This window comes from Marinobacter qingdaonensis (assembly GCF_034555935.1).
Lineage (GTDB): Bacteria > Pseudomonadota > Gammaproteobacteria > Pseudomonadales > Oleiphilaceae > Marinobacter > Marinobacter qingdaonensis.
Window position 1 is genome coordinate 743920 of record NZ_JAYDCJ010000003.1, and the last position, 19365, is coordinate 763284.

Below are 19365 nucleotides of genomic sequence, written 5' to 3' on the forward strand. Positions count from 1 at the left end.
GGTCAGAAGTCGACGGCATAACCCACCGTGAGCGTGCGTCCGCGACCCTTGAAGTAGCGGGTGTCATTCACCTGGGCACTTTGGGAGTAGTAAGTGATGTAGTCTTCGTTGAACAGGTTGGCGATGGCCAGGCTGAGTTCGCCGGTGGACAGTCGGTAGCCGACCGAGGCGTCCACCAGGGTGTAGCCGTCGAACTCCTTCTCCGGGTCGTCGAAGTCCCGGTCGAAGGCGTGGCTGGCCTGGATCAGGGACGAGAAGCGGTCGGTCCAGCGGGCCTGCCAGTTGGCGGTCAGCCGGTTGGGCGGAATGTTCAGGCCGTCTAGCTTGGTGTCGACCCGGTCGTCGCCGTCACTGTCGAACTCGCCATCGATGTGGGAATACGCCAGCTCGCCCCGGTGGCGGTTCGAGAAGTCGGCGCCCAGGGTGGCCTCGAAACCGTCGATCTCCGTTTTCTGCCGCTGCACGAAGTAGGTGCCGTCGATCATGGTCAGGCGTGAGCCCAGATCGGAATCGGACTGGTAGTAGCTGAACTCGAAATCGACCGGCGCGTAATCGACACGAAAGCCCACTTCCCGGTTTTCGGTGACCACCGGCTGCAGGTCGAGAAAGTCGTCAACGTCCTGGTCGGGCTGGTTGATGCCCCGCAGGACCCGGCCCACATCCGCCATGCCGAAGCCTTCCGAGTAGTTGGCAAACAGGCTCAGCCAGGTCAGCGGCTTGTACACCAGGCCGCCGTTGAACAGGGTTTCCTCGAAATCCGGGTTGCCGCCGTCAACGGTCACGCCGTTGGCCGAGGCCACGGTCTGGAAGGTGTCGACCTCCAGTTCTGCCCGCTCATGACGCACGCCGGCATTCAGGATCAGGTTGTCCAGGGCCTTGAGTTCGGCCTGCAGGAACGGGGCGTAGTTGATGAAATCGGTCTCCGGCACCCAGTAGCGATCGGTCAGGACCAGGGTCTGGGCGGTGGTGTCTTTCAGCACGTCGAAACCGGTGGTCAGTTTCAAGCGGTCATCCAGCAGTCCGGCCTTGGTGACGGTCAGTTTGGCGCCGACCTTGTCGGACTCGGCCTGGGACTGATCGTACAGGGTGCCTTCCGGGGCAATGTCCGGATCCTGGAAGGTCGGGGTCAGGACCGCGCCAAACCGGCCCTCGAACTGCTGGTTGTAGACCTGGGCGTTGAAGGTGGTGCCGTACAGGTCGTCGTGCTGGTATTTCAGGCTGGTGGTCAGGACCTGGTTGCGCGGCGCCTTGCCGACCGGATCGCCCTTCACCGAGGTCGTCGGCACGCCGTTGGCGCGGTCGCCATCGACACTGACGTAGTCCTGATTGCCTTTGACGTTGTAGCGATTGACCTCGAACTCCAGGTTCTGGTCGTTATCGAGCCAGTACCCCAGCTTGGCAAACACGTCGTAGGCCTGGGAATTCATCAGGTCACCCTGGGTGTTGTCGACCCCCACCAGTTTCCCGTTGGCGTCCTTGTACACGCCCTGTTCCTCCCAGGTCGCACCCACCAGGTACTCGAAATCCTCGCGCGTGCCCTCCACCCGATAGTTGAGCTTGTAGCCCAGGGAGTCGGAATCCGGGTAATCGGTCGGCGCGGTAGCCTGGACGCTGGCGTGCTGGCGCACGGTGTCGCCAGTCGGGCGCCGGGTGATGAAGTTGATGATGCCGCCGGTGGCGCCCAGGCCATGGATGGCGTTGGCGCCGTGGATGACTTCGATGCGCTCGACCATGGACAGGTCGATGGTGTGGGTGGCGCGGCCGGTGCTGCGCAGCGGGTTGGACTGTGGCACCCCGTCAATCAGGAACAGCGCCTTGCGGCCACGGAAGGTCTCACCGGAGCCGGTCATCTTCTCCCGGTTCGGGGTGTAGGCCGGCAGCAGGTTGGCCAGGGCCCGGGAGGAGTCGGACGACAGGGTCAGCTGCTGTTCGATCTGTTCCCGGGTAATCACCGTCACCACCTGGGACGAGTTGGACAGCTCGGTGCCGGAACGGCTGGAGGTGACCACCAGTTCGTCCAGGGTGGTCGGGGCATCCGCCTGGGCCGACGCGCCGGCCACGGCGAGGGAAAGCAAGGCGAGCCTGCGGGGGAAGGAACTCAGTGCCATGGTGTCATCCTGCTGGTTGCAAATGGGTCGCTTGGAAACCGGGCGCAGTTTAATGCAATAAATACGTATTTACAAATGAGACTCATTAACAACAAGTGGCGATCACGCCGTCTGCCGTTTGCAGCGGGCGTGGGGCAGCGGGCAGGTGCCGCAATAGGTCTCCGGGTCGGTGGCGCGGTAGTAGAAACAGCAGGTTTTCCGGATCCGGGTGCCGGGCCTGGCCGTGGCGGGCTGGCGCGGCCGGAAAAAGCGTTGGAGCGGGTTGTGGCTGGCCCCGAACACCGCGGCGGGGGCCTGGGCCACCAGCCAGTGGAAATCCGCCTGGATCTGAGCCTGTCGGGCCGGGTGCCGCTCCGCCGTCAGGCGCTTTTCGTAGAGCGAGTACACCCGCACCGCGGTGTTTTCCCACAGCACCGGCAGGGGCACCCGGGCGCTCTGGTGCAGCGATTGCCACAGCGGCGCGAGCCCCTCGGCAAACAGGGTCTGGACCACCGATGCCCGCCAGGCTTCGCGGGCACCGGGTTGCGGGGTGCTGGCGCGCTGGTCGAGCAGGGGCATCTGCGAGCGCCAGAGCCCGTCCTGGTGCCGGTAATCCAGCCGCCAGTTGGCCAGGGCCAGGTCCAGGCCCCGGTCCAGGACCGACATCCCGTACAGCGCCAGGCCCGTGGTCAGGAACGCCAGGCGTTTGGCCAGCAGGGACGCGGTGATGTAGCGGTTGGGGGAGCCAATGACCGGCCCCAGCCGGTCCAGCAGCGCCCGGCAGCTGTCGGGGTCGAGCAGGTCCACGGCCGGCAGTGACCAGGCCGGGTCGCAGGCGGTCGCCGGCTGCAACAGGCAATGCTCCGCCAGTTCCGCCCGCTGGCCGGGATCAAGGGCAATCGGCATGGTCGGCTCCGATCGACGCCGTGGGTCGGCTGGCGCCGTAGGGCACGCACAGGGGCGTTCCGAACAGCGGATCCTGGATGATCTGGCAGCCCAGGTTGAACACTGCCCGCACCATGGCTTCGGTCACGACGGTGGCCGGTGGGCCCTGGGTATGCACCCGGCCCTGGCTCAGCGCCACGATGTGGTGGGCGTAACGGCAGGCCAGGTTGAGGTCGTGCAGCACCATCACGATGGTCTTGCCGGACCGGCGATTGAGGTCGGCCAGCAGGTCGAGGATCTCGATCTGGTGCGCCAGGTCGAGGTAGGTGGTGGGCTCATCCAGCAACAGGATGTCGGTGTCCTGGGCCAGGGTCATGGCGATCCAGGCGCGTTGGCGCTGGCCTCCGGACAGTTGGTCCACCGGGCTGGCCGCGAGGGCCTCAAGGTCGGTATCCCGCAGGGCCTGGTGGACGATCCGCTCGTCGGCGTCGGTCCAGGACCGCAGCCAGCGCTGGTGCGGGTAGCGGCCCTGACACACCAGCTGGTGCACGGTCAGGCCCTCGGGTGCGGTCGGGCTCTGGGGCAGGATGGACAGCCGCTGCGCCACGGTGCGGGTGGGCTGGCTCAGGATGGCCTTGCCATCGAGCAGGACCTGGCCGCGCTCGGGCTTGAGCAAGCGGGCAAAGGCTTTCAGCAGCGTGGACTTGCCGCAGCCGTTGCCTCCGACCAGCACGGTGACGGCGCCTTGCGGTACCGCCAGATCCAGGTCGTGGATGACCGGGTGGTTGTCGTACCCGAGGGCGAGCTGGCGACTTGTCAGGGGGGCATGCTCAGCCGACATGAGAACTCCAGGTCAGAACCGCTGCCGGAACAGCAGGTAAATGAAAAACGGCGCGCCGATGGCGGAGACAAACACCCCGGCCGGCACGTCCAGCGGCGCGAACAGGGTCCGGCCCACCAGGTCGGCCAGCACCACCAGCATTCCGCCGATCAGGGCGGTGACTGGCGCCAGACCGGCAAACTGTCGCGCCACCAGCCGGCGCGCGATGTGTGGCGCCATGAGACCGACGAATCCGATGGCGCCGGCGTGGGCCACGGCCACGCCCGCCAGGGCCACGCTCAGCACCAGCAACAGCAGGCGGTTGCGCTGCACCGGCAGACCGAGCCCGGTGGCCAGGGTGTCACCGAATTCCTGCAGGTCGATGGCGCGGGCGTGACGCAGCGCCAGCGGCAACAGCAGCGCCAGCCAGGGCAGCAGCGCCTGCACGTCGGCCCAGTCGCTGCCGTACACGCTGCCGGTGAGCCAGATGTAGGCGGTCATGGTGGTGGCGATCGGGCTCAGGGTGATCATCAGGGTGGTGGCCGCCCCCATGGCTGCCGACAGGCCAATGCCGATCAGTACCAGCCGGGCCGGGGTGACGCCCGAGCGCCAGGCCAGCAGATAGATGCCGGCGGCGGCGAGCAGCGCCCCGGCAATGGCAAACAGAGGCAGCCACTGGGCCCCCAGCTGCGGCGCGAGAAACGACAAAAACGCCACCGCAGCCACGGACGCGCCGCCGCTGATGCCGATGATGTCGGGCGAGGCCAGGGGGTTGCGCACCAGGGCCTGCAGGATCAGCCCGGCCACCGCCAGGGCCGCCCCCACCAGGAACGCCATGACCGTGCGCGGCAGGCGCAGGGTATTGACCACAAACCCTTCCGGCCCCTCGGCCTGGCCGAGCAGGGCCTGAAGCACCGTGCCCGGCCCGATGGCGACGGTGCCCCGGGACAGGGACAGCAGCATGACTGCCGCAACCACCAGTATCAGGGCGGCGGTTACCGCGATGGTCCGTCCGGGCAGGGCGAAGGCAAGGGGGCCGGCGCGCACCCGCAGGGATTTAGCCATGGTTCAGCCCCCGACGGGCCAGGAGGATAAACACCGGGGTGCCGATCAGGGCGGTCATCACGCCCACAGGGATTTCCTGGGGCATGATCAGGAAGCGCCCCAGGGTGTCGGCCATCAGCACCAGGGCGGCGCCGAACACGGCGCTGCCGGACAACAGCCAGCGATGGTCGGTACCAAGCCAGCTGCGCACCATGTGCGGCACGATCAGGCCCACGAAGCCGACGTTGCCGGCCAGGGCCACCGCGGTGCCGGCCAGGCAGACCACCAGCACGCCGAGCAGGAGTTTCAGCCCGACCACGTTCTGGCCCAGACCCTGGGCGACCTGGTCGCCGGAGGCCAGCAGGTTGATGGCGCGACCCAGGGTCAGACTCAGCGCCAGGGCCGGCAGCAACAGCGGCAGGGTGGGGTAGACCATGTCCAGCGACCGGCCGGCGACCGAGCCGGCCAGCCAGAACAGCACGCTGTCCAGACCCTGCTGGTTGGTGACCAGCAAGGCCTGGGTAAAGGCCATGAACAGGGCCGAAACCGCGGCACCCGCCAGCACCAGGCGCAGCGGCGAGGGCCCCCGGTCGCCGGCAGAGCCCAGGCCGAACACCAGGAGCGCGGCGCCGAAGGCACCGGCCAGGCCCACCCACAGCAGTTGGCTGAGGGCGGAGACGGTCAGCACCGTGCTGGCCACGACGATGGCGAACACGGCACCGGCGTTGACGCCAAAGATCGCCGGCGACGCCAGCGGGTTGCGGGTCAGTGCCTGCATCAGCGCACCGGCCACCGCCAGGGCTGCGCCCACCAGGCCGGCGATCACCGCCCGGGGCAGACGCGAGTCGGCGACGATCAGATGCTGGGTGTTGCTCGGATCAAACGCGGTCAGCGCCGCCATCAGGGTGGTCGGCGCCAGATTGGTCTGGCCCAGGCTGAGACTGGCGGCCAGGGCCGTCGCCAGCAGCAGGAGGCCCGCCAACAGCCGGCCGGCGCGGGTGTGGATTGCGGTGATGGCGGTCACGGGCTGGGCTCCAGGCCGAAGTGATGCGCCACCTGATCGAGCATCCGGTGGGCGCTGATCAGGCCACCGGCCAGGTTCCAGGCCACGGCATCCACCGGGTAGACCGCGCCGTTGGTTTCCGCCTGCAGATTCTGCCAGAGCGGATGCCCCGTCCAGGCCTGGTAGTTGTCCCGGACCGCGGGGCTGTCCTCCATGAACACGAAAATCCGGTCCGCGTCGATGATCGGGATGCTTTCCTTGGTGGTGAGTTTCAGTACCCACTGGTCGCTCGGGTGGGCAGCCGGCCGCCGGAAACCGAGCTGATCCAGCACGGTGCCGGCGTAGCTGCCGCCCAGGTAGATGCGCACGTGATCGGCGCGGACGTTGAGCAGGGTGACCGACAGCGGCCATCGGTCACCGAGGCTCGCCTGCAGTTGCCCGCGCACCTCGGCCAGACGCCGCTGCCACTGTTGCCACAGGGCCTCGGCCCGGGCTTCGCGATTCAAGGCCTGGCCCATGACCGCCAGGGTTTCCTCGACGTCGAACACGGTGTCGACCGAGACGGTCGGGGCAATGCGGGACAATTGCGGGTAGATGCGCTCGTGCCGGCGCTTGGAGGCGATGATCAGGTCCGGCTCCAGCATGGCGATGGCTTCCATGCTGGGCTGGGTTTCCAGCCCCACGTGCGGCACCCCGGCCAGGGCGGCGTCCAGGTAGTCGTAGTTGGCGCCCTGGGCCCAGGCGTCGACCACGCCGACGGGGGTGACGCCGAGCGCGACGGCGGTGTCGTTGGCACCCTGGAACAGGGTGACCACCCGTTGCGGACTGCCGGCTAGGGTGGTGCTGCCCTGGGCATGATGAATCACCCGTGCCTGGGCGGGCGCGGCCGAACCGACGGCCGGCAACAACGTCGGCAGGCACAGCAGGGCACACAGAACAGCGGTCACGCGCCGGCGAAGTGGCGCGCCGGACGAGGGCGGTAGGCTCATAGGAATGCGTCAGATAGAAATGCAAATGAAAAATATTATCATTTCATTGCAGGTCTGAACAGCACGACCGGCGGGCGGTCTGTGGGGGAGGGGCGGAATCAGCCGGCGTTGCGTTTCTTGTCGGCGGCCTCGGTGACCGGTACGAACACATCCCGAATCGACAGCGACTGGCCGTCGGCGTCCTGGACCTCGACCGCACCGATCGGTCGGCCCGTGGCCCGGTCCCGCAGATCCAGCGGGGTTTCGTCGGGGGCCGGATTCCACTTGTCGCCCCACTGGCGCAGGGCAATCACCACTGGGAACAGGTCCCGGCCCTTCTCGGTCAGGCGGTATTCGAAGCGCGACCCGTGCTCACCCACGTCCACCTTTTTCAGTACCTGGTTGTCCACCAGGCGGGCCAGGCGGTCGCACAGGATGTTCTTGGCAATGCCGAGTTCCTGCTGGAAGTCGACAAAGCGGCGCGTGCCGTACATGGCGTGCAGCACAATGAGCAGGGACCACCAGTCGCCCACTTCATTGAGGGCGCGGGCGACGGAGCAGTTGGAATCGTCAAAACGTTTTCTGGCCATGATCGGAAGTGTACCGAATAGGGTTGCATTGTAAAACCAGATTGAATAGGGTTGCGTAAAGAAACCAGATTAGGAAGGTCGCTACGTAATTGTCGGCGACTGCCACCAGCCAATCTCCACTCTCAACGAGGAGTGACCGCAATGACCATGAATCTTGGACCGCTTTTCGAACCGTTTGAGCTCCACAGCCTGAAGCTGCGCAACCGCGTGGCCATGGCGCCCATGACCCGCAACTTCTCGCCGGGCAACGTGCCGAACGAGGAGGTGGTCAACTACTACCGCCGCCGCGCCGAGAACGGGGTTGGCCTGCTGATCACCGAAGGCACCACCGTGAACCACGCCGGCGCCAACGGGTATCCGAACGTGCCCGCGTTTCATGGGGACAACGCCCTGGCCGGCTGGAAGCAGGTGGTCGATGCCGTGCACGAGGCCGGTGGCGCCATCTTCCCGCAGCTGTGGCACGTGGGTGCGGTCCGCAAGGAAGGCACCGAGCCGGATCCGTCGGTGCCGGGTTACAGCCCGTCCGGCCTGTTTGCCCCGGGCAAGCCCAACGGCAAGGCCATGACCAGGGACGATATCCAGGACGTGATCACCGCCTTCGCCGACGCCGCCCAGGACGCCAAGGCCCTGGGCTTTGACGGCGTCGAGATCCACGGCGCCCACGGTTACCTGCTGGACCAGTTCCTGTGGGAAGGCACCAACCAGCGCGACGACGAGTACGGCGGCAGCCTGGAAAACCGGCTGCGATTTGTGGTCGAGATCGTCGAGGCGGTACGCCACCGGGTTGGCCCGGAATTCCCGATCATGCTGCGCTTCTCCCAGTGGAAGCAGCAGGACTACGAGGCCCGTCTGGTCAACAGCCCGGAAGAACTGGACGCGTTCCTGCAGCCGCTGGTGGACGCCGGCGTCGATATCTTCCACGCCTCCACCCGCCGGTTCTGGGAGCCGGAGTTTGAAGGCTCGAACCTGAACCTGGCCGGCTGGACCCAGAAGCTGACCGGCAAGCCGACCATGTCCGTGGGCAGCGTCGGCCTGACCGAGGACTTCATCAGCGGCACCTTTGCCAGCAAGCAGGAGGCGGTCGAGCAGTCCGGCATCGACGAGCTGGTCGAGCGCATGAACGCCAAGGAATTCGAGCTCATTGCCGTCGGCCGGGCGCTGCTGCAGGACCCGGAATGGCTGGTCAAGGTGAAGGAAGGCCGGATTGGTGAGGTCGAGCCGTTCGCCAAGAAGTCTTTGACCAAGCTGTACTAGCGTCTGATCAAATCCCCGAAGCGTTGACCCCTGAAAGCCCCGGAATTCCGGGGCTTTTTTTATGCCTGTGGATAACCGGAACCTGTCGTAGCCGTAATCGCGTTTGGCGACAGATCTTCTATGATGAGGGCGTCTCAATCATCGGAACCGGGCCGTACTCGGACGGTTCCTCGCACAGCAAGGGAGTTGAAGGATGTTCAAGACAGCAGTACTGAAGATCACAGCCCTGGTCGCGATTCTGACCCTGGCCGGTTGTGCCACCGTGGGCCGGGACTTTGCCACCCACAACGTGGATGAAATCACCGTCGGCGAAACCACCCGCGCCGATATTCAGGCCTTGTTTGGTGAGCCCTGGCGCACCGGTGTGGAAGACGGCAAGCGCACCTGGACCTACGGCAAATACCGCTGGTCCGCGTTCGGCGACGCCGAGACCACCGACCTGGTGGTGCGCTTCAACGAGGACGGCACCGTGTCCTCCTACGTCTACAACACCACCGAGTAAGCGTTTGAAAAAAGGCCGCGCGGAAAACCGGGCGGCCTTTTTCGTTCCGACTTGTCTGTCGTTCGCTAACCCCGCAAGCCGCTGACCAGCTTGTCGATGCTGTCCTTGGCGTCGCCAAACAGCATGTGGGTGTTGTCCTTGAAGAACAGCGGGTTTTCCACCCCGGAATAACCGGTGGCCATGCCCCGTTTCAGCACCACCACCCGGTGCGACTTCCACACCTCCAGCACTGGCATACCGGCAATCGGGCTGCCCGGGTCTTCGGCCGCGGCCGGGTTCACCGTGTCGTTGGCGCCGATCACCAGCACCACGTCGGTCGTCGGGAAATCGTCGTTGATCTCGTCCATCTCCAGCACGATGTCGTAGGGCACGTGGGCCTCGGCCAGCAGCACGTTCATGTGCCCGGGCAGGCGGCCAGCGACCGGATGAATGCCGAAGCGCACGTTCACGCCCCGGTCCCGCAGCAGCTTGGTCATCTCGCTGACGCCATTTTGGGCCTGGGCCACCGCCATGCCGTAGCCGGGTACGATGATCACCGACTGGGCGTTGCGCAGTTCCTCACACACTTCCTCGGAGTTGGTTTCCTGCACCGACTGGTCGGCGCCGGCGGCGGCCGAGCTGCTGCTGGTCTGGCCGAAGCCACCGAGGATGACGCTGATGAACGACCGGTTCATGGCCTTGCACATGATGTAGCTGAGGATGGCACCGCTGCTGCCCACCAGGGCCCCGGTCACGATCAGCAGGTCGTTGCCGAGCATGAAGCCGATAGAGGCGGCGGCCCAGCCCGAATAGCTGTTGAGCATGGACACCACCACCGGCATGTCGGCGCCGCCGATCGCCATGATCAGGTGGATGCCCAGCACCGAGGCGATCACCGTCATCAGCACCAGCGCCACGATGCCCAGGGCCATGCTGTCGGTGCCCAGGAACCAGGCGCCGAGCAGGATCGACACCGCCAGCGCCGCCAGGTTCATGGCGTGGCGACCGGGCAGGGTCAGGGCCTTGCTGGCGATGCGGCCGTCAAGCTTGCCACAGGCCACCAGGGAGCCGGTGAAGGTGATGGCGCCGATGAAGATGCCCACGAACACTTCCACCAGTTTGATGGTGTGCTCGGTGCCCACGGTTGGCCGCAGCGGTTCGATGTAGCCGGCGAAGCCGACGAATACCGCGGCCAGACCGACGAAGCTGTGCAGCAACGCCACCAGCTGCGGCATCTGGGTCATTTCCACCCGGTTGGCGATGGCGATGCCGACGCTGGCGCCGGCCAGCACCGCGATGACGATGGAGACCAGACCGTCATCGCTGACACTGGCGAGGGTGGCGACCAGGGCGATGGAAATGCCGGCGACGCCGTACCAGTTACCGCGCCGGGCCGATTCCTGGTGGCTCAGGCCACCCAGGCTGAGAATGAACAACACGCTGGCGACCACATAGGCCACACTGACGAGACCACTACTCATGCTGGGCGCCTCCTATTTGCGGAACATTTGAAGCATGCGATGGGTGACCCGGAAGCCGCCCCCCACGTTGATGCTGGCAATCAGCACCGCGACGAACGCCATCAGCCCGACCAGGAAATGCTCGGCCTGGGCCAGGTGCAGCATGGCACCGATGACGATGATGCCGCTGATGGCGTTGGTCACGCTCATCAGCGGTGTGTGCAGGGACGGGGTGACGTTCCAGATCACCTGCCAGCCGATGAAACAGGCCAGCACAAACACCGTGAAGTGGCTGAGGAAACTCTCCGGAGCGTGAGCGCCCACCGCGTAGAGGGCGCCTACGGTGACCGCCAACAGCACGCCCTTGCCCATCAGGCTGCGCCGCTGCGACTCCTTGTGCGCCGCCTCCTTCTGGGCCGCTGACGGCTCCTCGGTGCCGGGCGCCGGCTGCGGATTGACCGGGGCCTCCGGCTCGGGCGGTGGCCAGGTGACGTCGTCGCCGTGCACCACGGTCAGGCCGCGGATCACGTCGTCGTCCATGTTCACGTCGGGCTGGCCGTCCTTGTCCGGGGTGAGGTCGGACAACAGATGGAACAGGTTGGTGGCGTACAGGTCGCTGGCCACTTTGGCCATGCGGCTGGGCAGGTCGGTATAGCCAATCAGTTTGACCCCGTGTTTTTCCACCACCTCGCCCGGCTCGGTCAGCTCGCAGTTGCCGCCGCGCTCGGCGGCCAGATCGACGATCACGCTGCCCGGTTTCATGGACTTGACCATGTCCTCGGTGATCAGCCGGGGCGCCGGCTTGCCGGGGATCAAGGCGGTGGTGATGATGATGTCCACCTCCTTGGCCTGCTCGGCGAACAGCGCCATCTCGGCCTGGATGAATTCATCACTCATCTGCTTGGCGTAGCCGCCGCTGCCGCTGCCTTCCTCGTCACCGAAGTCCAGCTGCAGGAATTCCGCGCCCATGCTTTCGATCTGTTCCTTGACCTCCAGCCGGGTGTCGAAGGCGCGCACGATGGCGCCCAGGCTGTTGGCGGCGCCGACCGCGGCCAGGCCGGCGACCCCGGCGCCAATGACCATGACCTTGGCCGGCGGAACCTTGCCGGCGGCGGTGACCTGGCCGGTGAAGAAGCGGCCGAAGTGGTTGGCGGCCTCGATCACCGCGCGGTAGCCGGCGATGTTGGCCATGGCGCTCAAGGCGTCCATTTTCTGGGCCCGGCTGATCCGCGGCAGGCTGTCGATGGCAAAACTGGTGATCTTGCGGGCCGCGAGTTTCTGCAGCAGGTCCGGGTTCTGGGCCGGCCAGATGTAACTGGCCAGGAAGGCGCCTTCCTGCATCAGGTCGACTTCGTGGCTGCCCAGCGCTGGGTTTTCCATCGGCGCCCGAACTTTCAGGATGAAATCCGCTTCCTGCCACAGTGATTTGGTGTCGGTGGCGATGGCCGCGCCCGCTTTCTCATAGGCGTTGTCGGCGTAATTGGCGGCCTCGCCGGCGCCGGCCTCGATCACCACCTGGTAGCCGAGGCCGATGAGTTTGTGCACGGACGGCGGGGTGGCCGCGACACGGCGTTCATGTTCGAAGATTTCCCTGGGGATACCGATGATCATTGTTGTTGTGTCCTCCGGATGGCCCGATCAAGCCTTGCTGGGATTACCTACATGCTAGTTCAAGTTCTCGGATTTACGCGGAAATTGCTCGGCCGGACCGTTGCTCGGGTATCGTCGGGCCGGCTTGCACTTCGGCCGTTATCGCCAATACTGGGTAGGACGGTAATGCGTGAAAAGGCCAAGGACGCCCCCCGATGAAGCTGTTTTACTGCGGCCGCTGCGCCAACCTGCTGTACTTTGAAAACAGTTGCTGTACCAGTTGCGGTACCGCCCTGGGTTTTGATCCGGGCGCCATGGATCTGCTGGCGGTCGATCCCCAGGGCCAGGACACCTGGGTCTCGGTAGGCGGGGCTGGCCAGTACCGTCTTTGTGCCAACTACAAGAATCAGGGCGCCTGCAACTGGTTGGTGCCGGCCTCGGATGACCACGACTACTGCGTGGCCTGCCGGCTGAACCGCACCATCCCCGACCTCGGCGTCACCAGTCACTACGGCCTCTGGCATCGACTGGAAAAAGAGAAGCGCCGACTGGTGTATGCCCTGCTGCGCCTGGGGCTGCCCTGCGCGCCGCGCCAGGAGGAGCAGGCGGGCCTGGCGTTTGACTTTCTGGCGGACCAGCCGGCCCGGTTCGATGAGCGCTCCCGGGTGTTGACCGGCCACGCCCAGGGCGTAATTACCCTGAACATCGCCGAGGCCGATCCGGTGGAGCGGGAACGCATGCGCGGCCAGATGGTGGAGCCCTACCGCACCGTCCTGGGGCATTTCCGCCACGAATCCGGCCACTATTACTGGGATCAGCTGGTGCGCAACAGCACCTGGCTGGCGCCGGTCCGCGACCTGTTCGGGGACGACACCCGGGACTACCGGCAGGCGCTCGACCAGCATTACCAGCAGGGCCCGCCGGCCCAGTGGCAAAACGACTACATCAGCGCCTACGCCAGCAGCCATGCCTGGGAAGACTGGGCCGAGACCTGGGCACATTACCTGCATATGGTCGACACACTGGAAACGGCGTGGCAGTTCGGACTTCGGGTCCAGGCCAGACACGAGGCGGATGTCAGCGTCGCCGCGGATCCCGACTTCGACCCCTACCAGGCCACCTGCTTCGACGAGCTGATCAAGCACTGGCTGCCGTTGACGCTGGCGCTGAACAGTCTGAATCGCAGCATGGGGCACGACTTCGCCTACCCCTTCGTGCTGGCGGATCGGGTGGTGGAAAAACTCCGTCTGGTGCACCGAATCATCCACAACGGCTGACGTCGGACGTCAATTCGGCCGATGGCTCTGGGCAGTCAAGAGCGTAAGGACGCAACATGAAAAAGAACCAACAGATTGACTGGAAGAACTACGATCCCAACGATTTCTTCGATGAGCTGATCAAGGCCAAGGGCCAGCCCCGGCCCTCGGCGACCGCCATCACCGAGTACCTGGGCAATCTCGACAGCGAGGAAGTCCAGGCCCGGCAGCATGCCGCCGAGCTGGCGATCCTGGAAACGGGGATCAGCTTCACCATCTACAGCGAAGGGGAAAACATCGACCGGGCCTGGCCCTTCGACATCATTCCCCGGGTCATTTCCCTGCGCGAATGGGAGACCATCGAGCAGGGCCTGGCCCAGCGGCTGACCGCCCTGAACATGTTCATCAACGACATCTACAACGAGCAGAAGATCGTCAAGGACAAGGTCATCCCCAAGTACGTCTTCGCCAACTCGAAGAATTTCCGCGAGCAATGCCGGGGCTTCACACCCCCGCTCGGGGTCTGGGCCCACATTTGCGGCTCCGATCTGGTGCGGGACAAGGACGGCACCGTGTACGTGCTGGAAGACAACCTCCGGGTGCCCTCGGGCGTGTCCTACATGCTGGAGAACCGGCAGCTGACCAAGCGGGTGTTCCCCGAGCTGTTCGACAACACCAGCATCCTGCCGGTGGACGATTACACCGACCAGCTGTTCGACATGCTGGCCTCCATCTCGCCCCGGCCCCAGGATCACCCCAAGATCGCGGTACTGACCCCCGGTATCTTCAATTCCGCCTACTTCGAGCATTCCTTCCTGGCCCAGCGCATGGGCGCCCAGCTGGTGGAAGGGCAGGACCTGGTGGTGGGCGAGGACGACTGCGTGTACATGCGCACGGTCGAGGGCCTGGAGCGGGTGGATGTGATCTACCGTCGCATCGACGACGACTTCCTGGACCCGGAGGTGTTCCGGGCCGATTCCACCCTGGGCGTGCCCGGATTGATGCGGGCCTGGCGCAACGGCAAGGTTGGCCTGGCCAACGCCCCGGGCGCCGGGGTCGCCGACGACAAGGTGATCTACACCTTTGTCCCGGACATGATCCGCTATTACCTGGACCAGGAGCCGATCATCCCGAACGTGCCGACCTGGATGTGCGTCAACAAGCAGGAGCGCGAGTACGTGCTGGAGCACCTGGAGGAGCTGGTGGTCAAACCGGCGAACGAGTCCGGCGGCTACGGCATGCTGGTGGGGCCGCACTCCACCAAGAAACAGCGCACCGAATTCGCCGCACTGATCAACAAGAACCCCCGCAACTACATCGCCCAGCCGACCCTGAGCCTGTCGGTGGCACCGACCCTGACCGAGGAAGGCCTGGCGCCCCGGCATCTGGATCTGCGGCCGTTCGTGCTGCAGGGGGTGCGCACCTACGTCACCGCCGGCGGCCTGACCCGGGTGGCGATGCGCAAGGGCTCCCTGGTGGTGAATTCCTCCCAGGGCGGTGGAAGCAAGGACACCTGGATCGTGGACGAGGAGAATTGATGTGCTGTCACGCGTAGCCGAACGACTCTACTGGATGGCTCGGTACCTGGAGCGTGCCGAGAACAACGCCCGCATGATCATGGCCTTCAATTCCCTGGCCCTGGACATGCCCCGCGATGCCCGCCTGTCCTGGAAAGGGCTGGTGGCGGTCACCGGCATGGGTGGCCTTTTCGACCAGCACTACCAGAAGGCGGATGAGCGCAATTGCGTCAAATTCCTGGTGGCCGATAGCTACAACCCCAGCTCCATCGCCTCCTGCCTGCGGGCCGCCCGGGAGAACGTGCGCACCACCCGGGATCAGGTGCCCACCGACGCCTGGGAAGTCATCAACGAACTCTACCGCTTCGTCAGGGACCACGTGGACAGCGGCATCAGCAAACGGGCCCGCTACGAATTCCTGGCCGAAATCGTCAGCTGTTGCCAGACCCTCACCGGGCTGCTGGCCGGGTGCATGAGTCACGACGCCGGCTACGAGTTCATCCGGGTGGGCCGGAACCTGGAACGGGCCGACATGGCAACCCGCCAGATCGAGGTCGGTGCCCTGCAGTTCCTGGATGGCTGGGACGGCTCCGAGACATACGGCGGCCTACTGTGGACCAGCGTGCTGCGCTACCAGAGCGCGTTCCAGATGTACCGTCACAACGTCCGGCGTCGGGTCAACGGGCCATCGGTGATCCGCTTCCTGTTGCAGAACGAGCCGTTTCCCCGGTCGGTGCTGCACAGCCTGAACGAGGTCGCCGGCTCGCTCGAGCGTCTGCCGCGCAATGAAATTCCCCTGCGCACAGCGTTGCAGGCGGTCAGGCACACCCGGGACGCGGATGTCGATACCCTGATCCGCAAGGGCGAGGGCATCGCCTTTCTGGAAACCCTGCAACTGGAGATCGGGGAACTGCACGAGGACATCTGCGAAACCTGGTTCCCGGTGTACGAGACCGTTTGAGCCCCCTGCAATCCTTCTGATGTGAGAAGCACGCCATGTCGATCCACGTTGCCCTGAGCCACACCACCCATTACCGCTACGATCGCCCGGTGACCCTGGGGCCCCAGGTGGTGCGGCTCCGGCCCTGTCCGCACACCCGGACCCGCATCCTGAGCTATTCCCTGAACGTCGAGCCCGAGGGCCATTTCGTCAACTGGCAGCAGGACCCCCAGTCCAACTACCTGGCGCGCCTGGCCTTCCCGGAAAAAACCCAGGAATTGCGGATCTCCGTGGACCTGGTGGCGGAGATGGCGGTCATCAACCCGTTTGATTTCTTCCTGGAGCCCAGCGCCGAAACCTTTCCATTCAGCTATGAGGAGTGGCAGAGCGCCGAGCTGGCCCCCTACTTCCGAAAGCTGGAGAAAACGCCGCTGTTCGAGAAGTGGATGGCGTCGATCGATCGCGCCGAGCAGCGCAGCGTCGATTTCCTGGTCGGACTCAACCAGGCGCTGTCCGAACGGGTCAATTACCTGATCCGGATGGAGCCGGGGGTGCAGACCCCCGAGGAAACCCTGGAGAAGGGCTCCGGCTCCTGCCGGGATTCCGCCTGGCTGCTGGTGCAGACCCTCCGGCACCTGGGTCTGGCGGCCCGGTTTGTGTCCGGTTATCTGATCCAGCTGACTGCGGACCAGAAAGCCCTGGACGGCCCGTCCGGACCCGAGGCCGACTTCACCGACCTGCACGCCTGGTGCGAGGTGTACCTGCCCGGTGCCGGCTGGGTCGGCCTGGACCCGACCTCCGGCCTGTTTGCCGGCGAGGGCCACATCCCCCTGGCCTGCAGTCCGGAGCCGTCTTCGGCCGCCCCGATCACCGGTCTGGTCGAGGACAGCGAGGTGGAGTTCCAGCACGACATGAGCGTGACCCGGATCTGGGAAGCGCCCCGGGTGACCAAGCCCTACACCGACACCCAGTGGCAGCAGATCTATCACCTCGGGCACGAGGTGGATCAGCGCCTGGACGAGCTGGATGTCCGGCTGACCCAGGGCGGCGAGCCCACCTTTGTGTCCACCCATGGGCGCGACGAACCTGAGTGGAACACCGAGGCCATGGGCCCCACCAAGCGCCTGCGCGCGATCGACCTGTACCAGCGCATGAGGGCCCGCTATGGCGCCGGGGGCTTGATGCATTTCGGCCAGGGCAAGTGGTACCCGGGCGAGCCGCTGCCCCGCTGGTCCCTGAACTGTTACTGGCGCAAGGACGGCGAACCGCTCTGGTCCGACGAGCGCTGGCTGGCGGACGAGCGCAAGGACAACACCGCGACCCCGGAACAGGCCGAACGCTTCCTGAACGCCCTGGCCGAACGCCTGGGTGTCGGCACCAGCCAGGTGTTCCCGGCCTTTGAGGACGCCTTCTATTACCTGTGGCGGGAGCGGCGGCTGCCGGTCAACGTCGACCCGTTCGAGTCCAGGCTCGACAATGCGCTGGAGCGCAAACAGCTGCAGGACATCTTCAGCCGGGGCCTGGACCACCCGGTGGGCTATGTCCTGCCACTGCGGGCTGCGGAAAACGGCGAGGGCTGGCGCAGCGGGCCCTGGTTCCTGCGCAGCGAGCGCTGTTACCTGATTCCCGGCGGCTCGCCCATGGGTCACCGGCTGCCGCTCGACAGTCAGCCCTGGGTGGCGGAGGCGGAGTACCCCTGGATCCACGGCCCGGATCCGTTCGCGCCCCGGGGCGAGTTACTGTCCAGCGAGGCCATCCGGCAGTGGCACAAGGCGCCGGCCGGGGAACGCGCCAAAGCCGAAGGGAAAAAACCGGCCAAGGGCAAATCCGCCGCCGACATCGTGCGCACGGCCATGTGCGTGGAACCCCGGGACGGCATTTTGCGGGTGTTCATGCCGCCGCTGGCGGAAGTCGAGCCCTATCTGGCGCTGGTGGCGGCGATCGAGAGCACCGCCGCGGAGCTGGAGCAGCCGGTGCTGCTGGAGGGCTACGAGCCGCCGTCCGACCCCCGGCTGAGCCATTTCCGGATCACCCCCGATCCGGGCGTGATCGAGGTCAACGTGCACCCGGTCCAGACCTGGGACCAGCTGGTGGAGCAGACCGAGAGCCTGTACGCCGACGCCTACGAGTGCCGCCTGACCCCGGAAAAATTCATGCTCGACGGTCGCCACACCGGCACCGGCGGCGGCAACCATTTCGTGCTGGGCGCCAGCAAGGCCGAGGATTCGCCGTTCCTGCGCCGGCCCGATCTGCTGCGCAGCCTGATCAGCTACTGGCACAACCACCCGAGCCTGTCCTACCTGTTTTCCGGGCTGTTCATCGGCCCCAGTTCTCAGGCGCCCCGAATCGATGAGGCCCGCAACGACCATGTGTTTGAGATGGAGCTGGCGTTCAAGGAAATGGAGCGGCTGTGCCCGCCCGGTAAGGACGTGGCGCCCTGGCTGGTGGACCGGCTGCTGCGGGATCTGCTCACCGACGTCACCGGCAACACCCACCGGGCGGAGTTCTGCATCGACAAACTCTATTCCCCGGACGGCCCCGGCGGCCGCCACGGCCTGCTCGAGCTGCGGGCCTTCGAAATGCCGCCCCATGCGCGCATGAGCCTGACCCAGCAACTGCTGTTGCGGACCCTGATCGCCCGGTTCTGGGAGCAGCCCTACGCGCCGCCCAGGCTGGTGCGCTGGGGCACCGAGCTGCACGACCGGTTCCTGCTGCCGCATTACGTCTGGCAGGACTTCCAGGACGTGATCGAAGACCTGAGGGGCCGGGGCTTTGCCCTGGAGCCGGCCTGGTTTGCGCCGCACTTCGAATTCCGTTTCCCGCGCATTGGCGATTACCAGGTCCAGGGCATGGCCCTGGAGCTGCGCTCCGCGCTTGAGCCCTGGCATGTCACCGGCGAACACGGTGCCATCGGCGGCACGGCCCGGTATGTGGATTCGTCCCTGGAACGGTTACAGGTCAAGGTGCGCGGCGCCGCCCCGGACCGCTACCAGATCACCTGCAACGAGGTGCCGCTGCCGCTGCAGCCGACCGGCACCGTGGGCGAATACGTGGCCTGCGTTCGCTATCGGGCCTGGCAGCCGGCCCAGTGCATGCACCCGACCATCGGCGTGGACGGCCCGCTGGTGTTCGATGTGGTGGACACCTGGAACGAGCGCAGCCTCGGCGGCTGTGAATACCACGTCAGCCATCCGGGCGGGCGCAGTTTCGAAACCCTGCCGGTCAACGCCTTCGAGGCCGAGGGCCGGCGCATGGCGCGGTTCTTCCGGATGGGCCACCACTCCGGCCGGCAGCCGTTGCGGCCAGTGCCGGAGCACCCAGAATTCCCGTTCACCCTCGATCTGCGCCATCACAACTGAGGCTGGTGTGGCCCGGGCGGGGCATGGGTATGACTGGGGAATGACGAGGCTGGGTGGCGATTGGTGCTGGCTCCCTGGGAGGTAGAGCGGCTATGCTTTCAGCCAAATAGA

General features: G+C 65.8%; 15 protein-coding genes. 6 read left to right on the forward strand and 9 right to left on the reverse strand.

Annotation, left to right across the window (positions count from 1 at the left end):
* Positions 1-2: 2 nt before the first annotated feature.
* The 7 genes from U5822_RS06570 to U5822_RS06600 form a co-directional block, all read right to left on the reverse strand.
* The gene (locus tag U5822_RS06570; RefSeq protein ID WP_322854830.1) at positions 3-2108 is read right to left on the reverse strand and encodes a TonB-dependent receptor; all 2106 of its coding nucleotides are present in this window, start codon (positions 2106-2108) and stop codon (positions 3-5) included.
* Positions 2109-2210: 102 nt separating this feature from the next.
* Positions 2211-2993 (reverse strand): (2Fe-2S)-binding protein, encoded by a 783-nt coding sequence (locus U5822_RS06575; RefSeq protein ID WP_322854831.1) that lies wholly within the window; start codon positions 2991-2993, stop codon positions 2211-2213.
* Positions 2977-3813 carry an ABC transporter ATP-binding protein gene (locus U5822_RS06580; protein ID WP_322854832.1) on the reverse strand — a complete coding sequence of 279 codons (837 nt, stop codon included), beginning with the start codon at positions 3811-3813 and terminating at the stop codon, positions 2977-2979. Before U5822_RS06580 ends, U5822_RS06575 begins: the two co-directional genes overlap by 17 nt.
* A gap of 12 nt (positions 3814-3825) precedes the next feature.
* The gene (locus U5822_RS06585) at positions 3826-4857 is read right to left on the reverse strand and encodes a FecCD family ABC transporter permease (protein ID WP_322854833.1); all 1032 of its coding nucleotides are present in this window, start codon (positions 4855-4857) and stop codon (positions 3826-3828) included.
* Complete coding sequence (locus U5822_RS06590) at positions 4850-5860, reverse strand: FecCD family ABC transporter permease (RefSeq protein WP_322854834.1); 1011 nt, start codon at positions 5858-5860, stop codon at positions 4850-4852. The genes U5822_RS06585 and U5822_RS06590 overlap by 8 nt, the downstream gene beginning before the upstream one ends.
* Positions 5857-6828 (reverse strand): ABC transporter substrate-binding protein, encoded by a 972-nt coding sequence (locus U5822_RS06595; protein ID WP_322854835.1) that lies wholly within the window; start codon positions 6826-6828, stop codon positions 5857-5859. Before U5822_RS06595 ends, U5822_RS06590 begins: the two co-directional genes overlap by 4 nt.
* A gap of 98 nt (positions 6829-6926) precedes the next feature.
* Positions 6927-7397, reverse strand: coding sequence for a winged helix-turn-helix transcriptional regulator (locus U5822_RS06600; RefSeq protein WP_322854836.1), 471 nt, complete (start codon positions 7395-7397; stop codon positions 6927-6929).
* A 141-nt stretch (positions 7398-7538) separates the two neighbouring features.
* Here U5822_RS06600 and U5822_RS06605 point away from each other — a divergent pair, with 141 nt between their 5' ends.
* Positions 7539-8651 carry an NADH:flavin oxidoreductase gene (locus U5822_RS06605; RefSeq protein ID WP_322854837.1) on the forward strand — a complete coding sequence of 371 codons (1113 nt, stop codon included), beginning with the start codon at positions 7539-7541 and terminating at the stop codon, positions 8649-8651.
* A gap of 193 nt (positions 8652-8844) precedes the next feature.
* Positions 8845-9153 (forward strand): outer membrane protein assembly factor BamE domain-containing protein, encoded by a 309-nt coding sequence (gene bamE / locus U5822_RS06610; protein ID WP_322854838.1) that lies wholly within the window; start codon positions 8845-8847, stop codon positions 9151-9153.
* 65 nt (positions 9154-9218) lie between these two features.
* On the opposite strand, the gene pntB is transcribed toward bamE, so the two are convergent.
* Complete coding sequence (gene pntB / locus U5822_RS06615) at positions 9219-10613, reverse strand: Re/Si-specific NAD(P)(+) transhydrogenase subunit beta (protein ID WP_322854839.1); 1395 nt, start codon at positions 10611-10613, stop codon at positions 9219-9221.
* A 12-nt stretch (positions 10614-10625) separates the two neighbouring features.
* Positions 10626-12203 carry a Re/Si-specific NAD(P)(+) transhydrogenase subunit alpha gene (locus U5822_RS06620; protein ID WP_322854840.1) on the reverse strand — a complete coding sequence of 526 codons (1578 nt, stop codon included), beginning with the start codon at positions 12201-12203 and terminating at the stop codon, positions 10626-10628.
* A 194-nt stretch (positions 12204-12397) separates the two neighbouring features.
* Between U5822_RS06620 and U5822_RS06625 the strand changes: the two genes are divergently transcribed.
* The 4 genes from U5822_RS06625 to U5822_RS06640 are packed head-to-tail and all read left to right on the forward strand — an operon-like array spanning position 12398 to position 19254.
* Positions 12398-13459: a zinc-binding metallopeptidase family protein gene (locus U5822_RS06625; RefSeq protein ID WP_322854841.1), complete on the forward strand. Its 1062-nt coding sequence runs from the start codon at positions 12398-12400 to the stop codon at positions 13457-13459.
* A 56-nt stretch (positions 13460-13515) separates the two neighbouring features.
* Positions 13516-14976, forward strand: a complete 1461-nt coding sequence (locus tag U5822_RS06630) for a circularly permuted type 2 ATP-grasp protein (protein ID WP_322854842.1) — start codon at positions 13516-13518, stop codon at positions 14974-14976.
* Position 14977: 1 nt separating this feature from the next.
* The gene (locus U5822_RS06635) at positions 14978-15916 is read left to right on the forward strand and encodes an alpha-E domain-containing protein (protein WP_322854843.1); all 939 of its coding nucleotides are present in this window, start codon (positions 14978-14980) and stop codon (positions 15914-15916) included.
* A 35-nt stretch (positions 15917-15951) separates the two neighbouring features.
* On the forward strand, positions 15952-19254 hold the full coding sequence (locus U5822_RS06640; protein ID WP_322854844.1) for a transglutaminase family protein: 3303 nt from the start codon (positions 15952-15954) through the stop codon (positions 19252-19254).
* Positions 19255-19365 lie beyond the last annotated feature (111 nt).

Bases quoted from the DNA above. Each gene is read 5' to 3' on its own strand.
- U5822_RS06570 (WP_322854830.1), bottom strand. From the start codon at position 2,108: ATGGCACTGAGTTCCTTCCCCCGCAGGCTCGCCTTGCTTTCCCTCGCC.
- U5822_RS06575 (WP_322854831.1), bottom strand. From the start codon at position 2,993: ATGCCGATTGCCCTTGATCCCGGCCAGCGGGCGGAACTGGCGGAGCAT.
- U5822_RS06580 (WP_322854832.1), bottom strand. From the start codon at position 3,813: ATGTCGGCTGAGCATGCCCCCCTGACAAGTCGCCAGCTCGCCCTCGGG.
- U5822_RS06585 (WP_322854833.1), bottom strand. From the start codon at position 4,857: ATGGCTAAATCCCTGCGGGTGCGCGCCGGCCCCCTTGCCTTCGCCCTG.
- U5822_RS06595 (WP_322854835.1), bottom strand. From the start codon at position 6,828: ATGAGCCTACCGCCCTCGTCCGGCGCGCCACTTCGCCGGCGCGTGACC.
- U5822_RS06600 (WP_322854836.1), bottom strand. From the start codon at position 7,397: ATGGCCAGAAAACGTTTTGACGATTCCAACTGCTCCGTCGCCCGCGCC.
- U5822_RS06605 (WP_322854837.1), top strand. From the start codon at position 7,539: ATGACCATGAATCTTGGACCGCTTTTCGAACCGTTTGAGCTCCACAGC.
- bamE (WP_322854838.1), top strand. From the start codon at position 8,845: ATGTTCAAGACAGCAGTACTGAAGATCACAGCCCTGGTCGCGATTCTG.
- pntB (WP_322854839.1), bottom strand. From the start codon at position 10,613: ATGAGTAGTGGTCTCGTCAGTGTGGCCTATGTGGTCGCCAGCGTGTTG.
- U5822_RS06620 (WP_322854840.1), bottom strand. From the start codon at position 12,203: ATGATCATCGGTATCCCCAGGGAAATCTTCGAACATGAACGCCGTGTC.
- U5822_RS06625 (WP_322854841.1), top strand. From the start codon at position 12,398: ATGAAGCTGTTTTACTGCGGCCGCTGCGCCAACCTGCTGTACTTTGAA.
- U5822_RS06630 (WP_322854842.1), top strand. From the start codon at position 13,516: ATGAAAAAGAACCAACAGATTGACTGGAAGAACTACGATCCCAACGAT.
- U5822_RS06640 (WP_322854844.1), top strand. From the start codon at position 15,952: ATGTCGATCCACGTTGCCCTGAGCCACACCACCCATTACCGCTACGAT.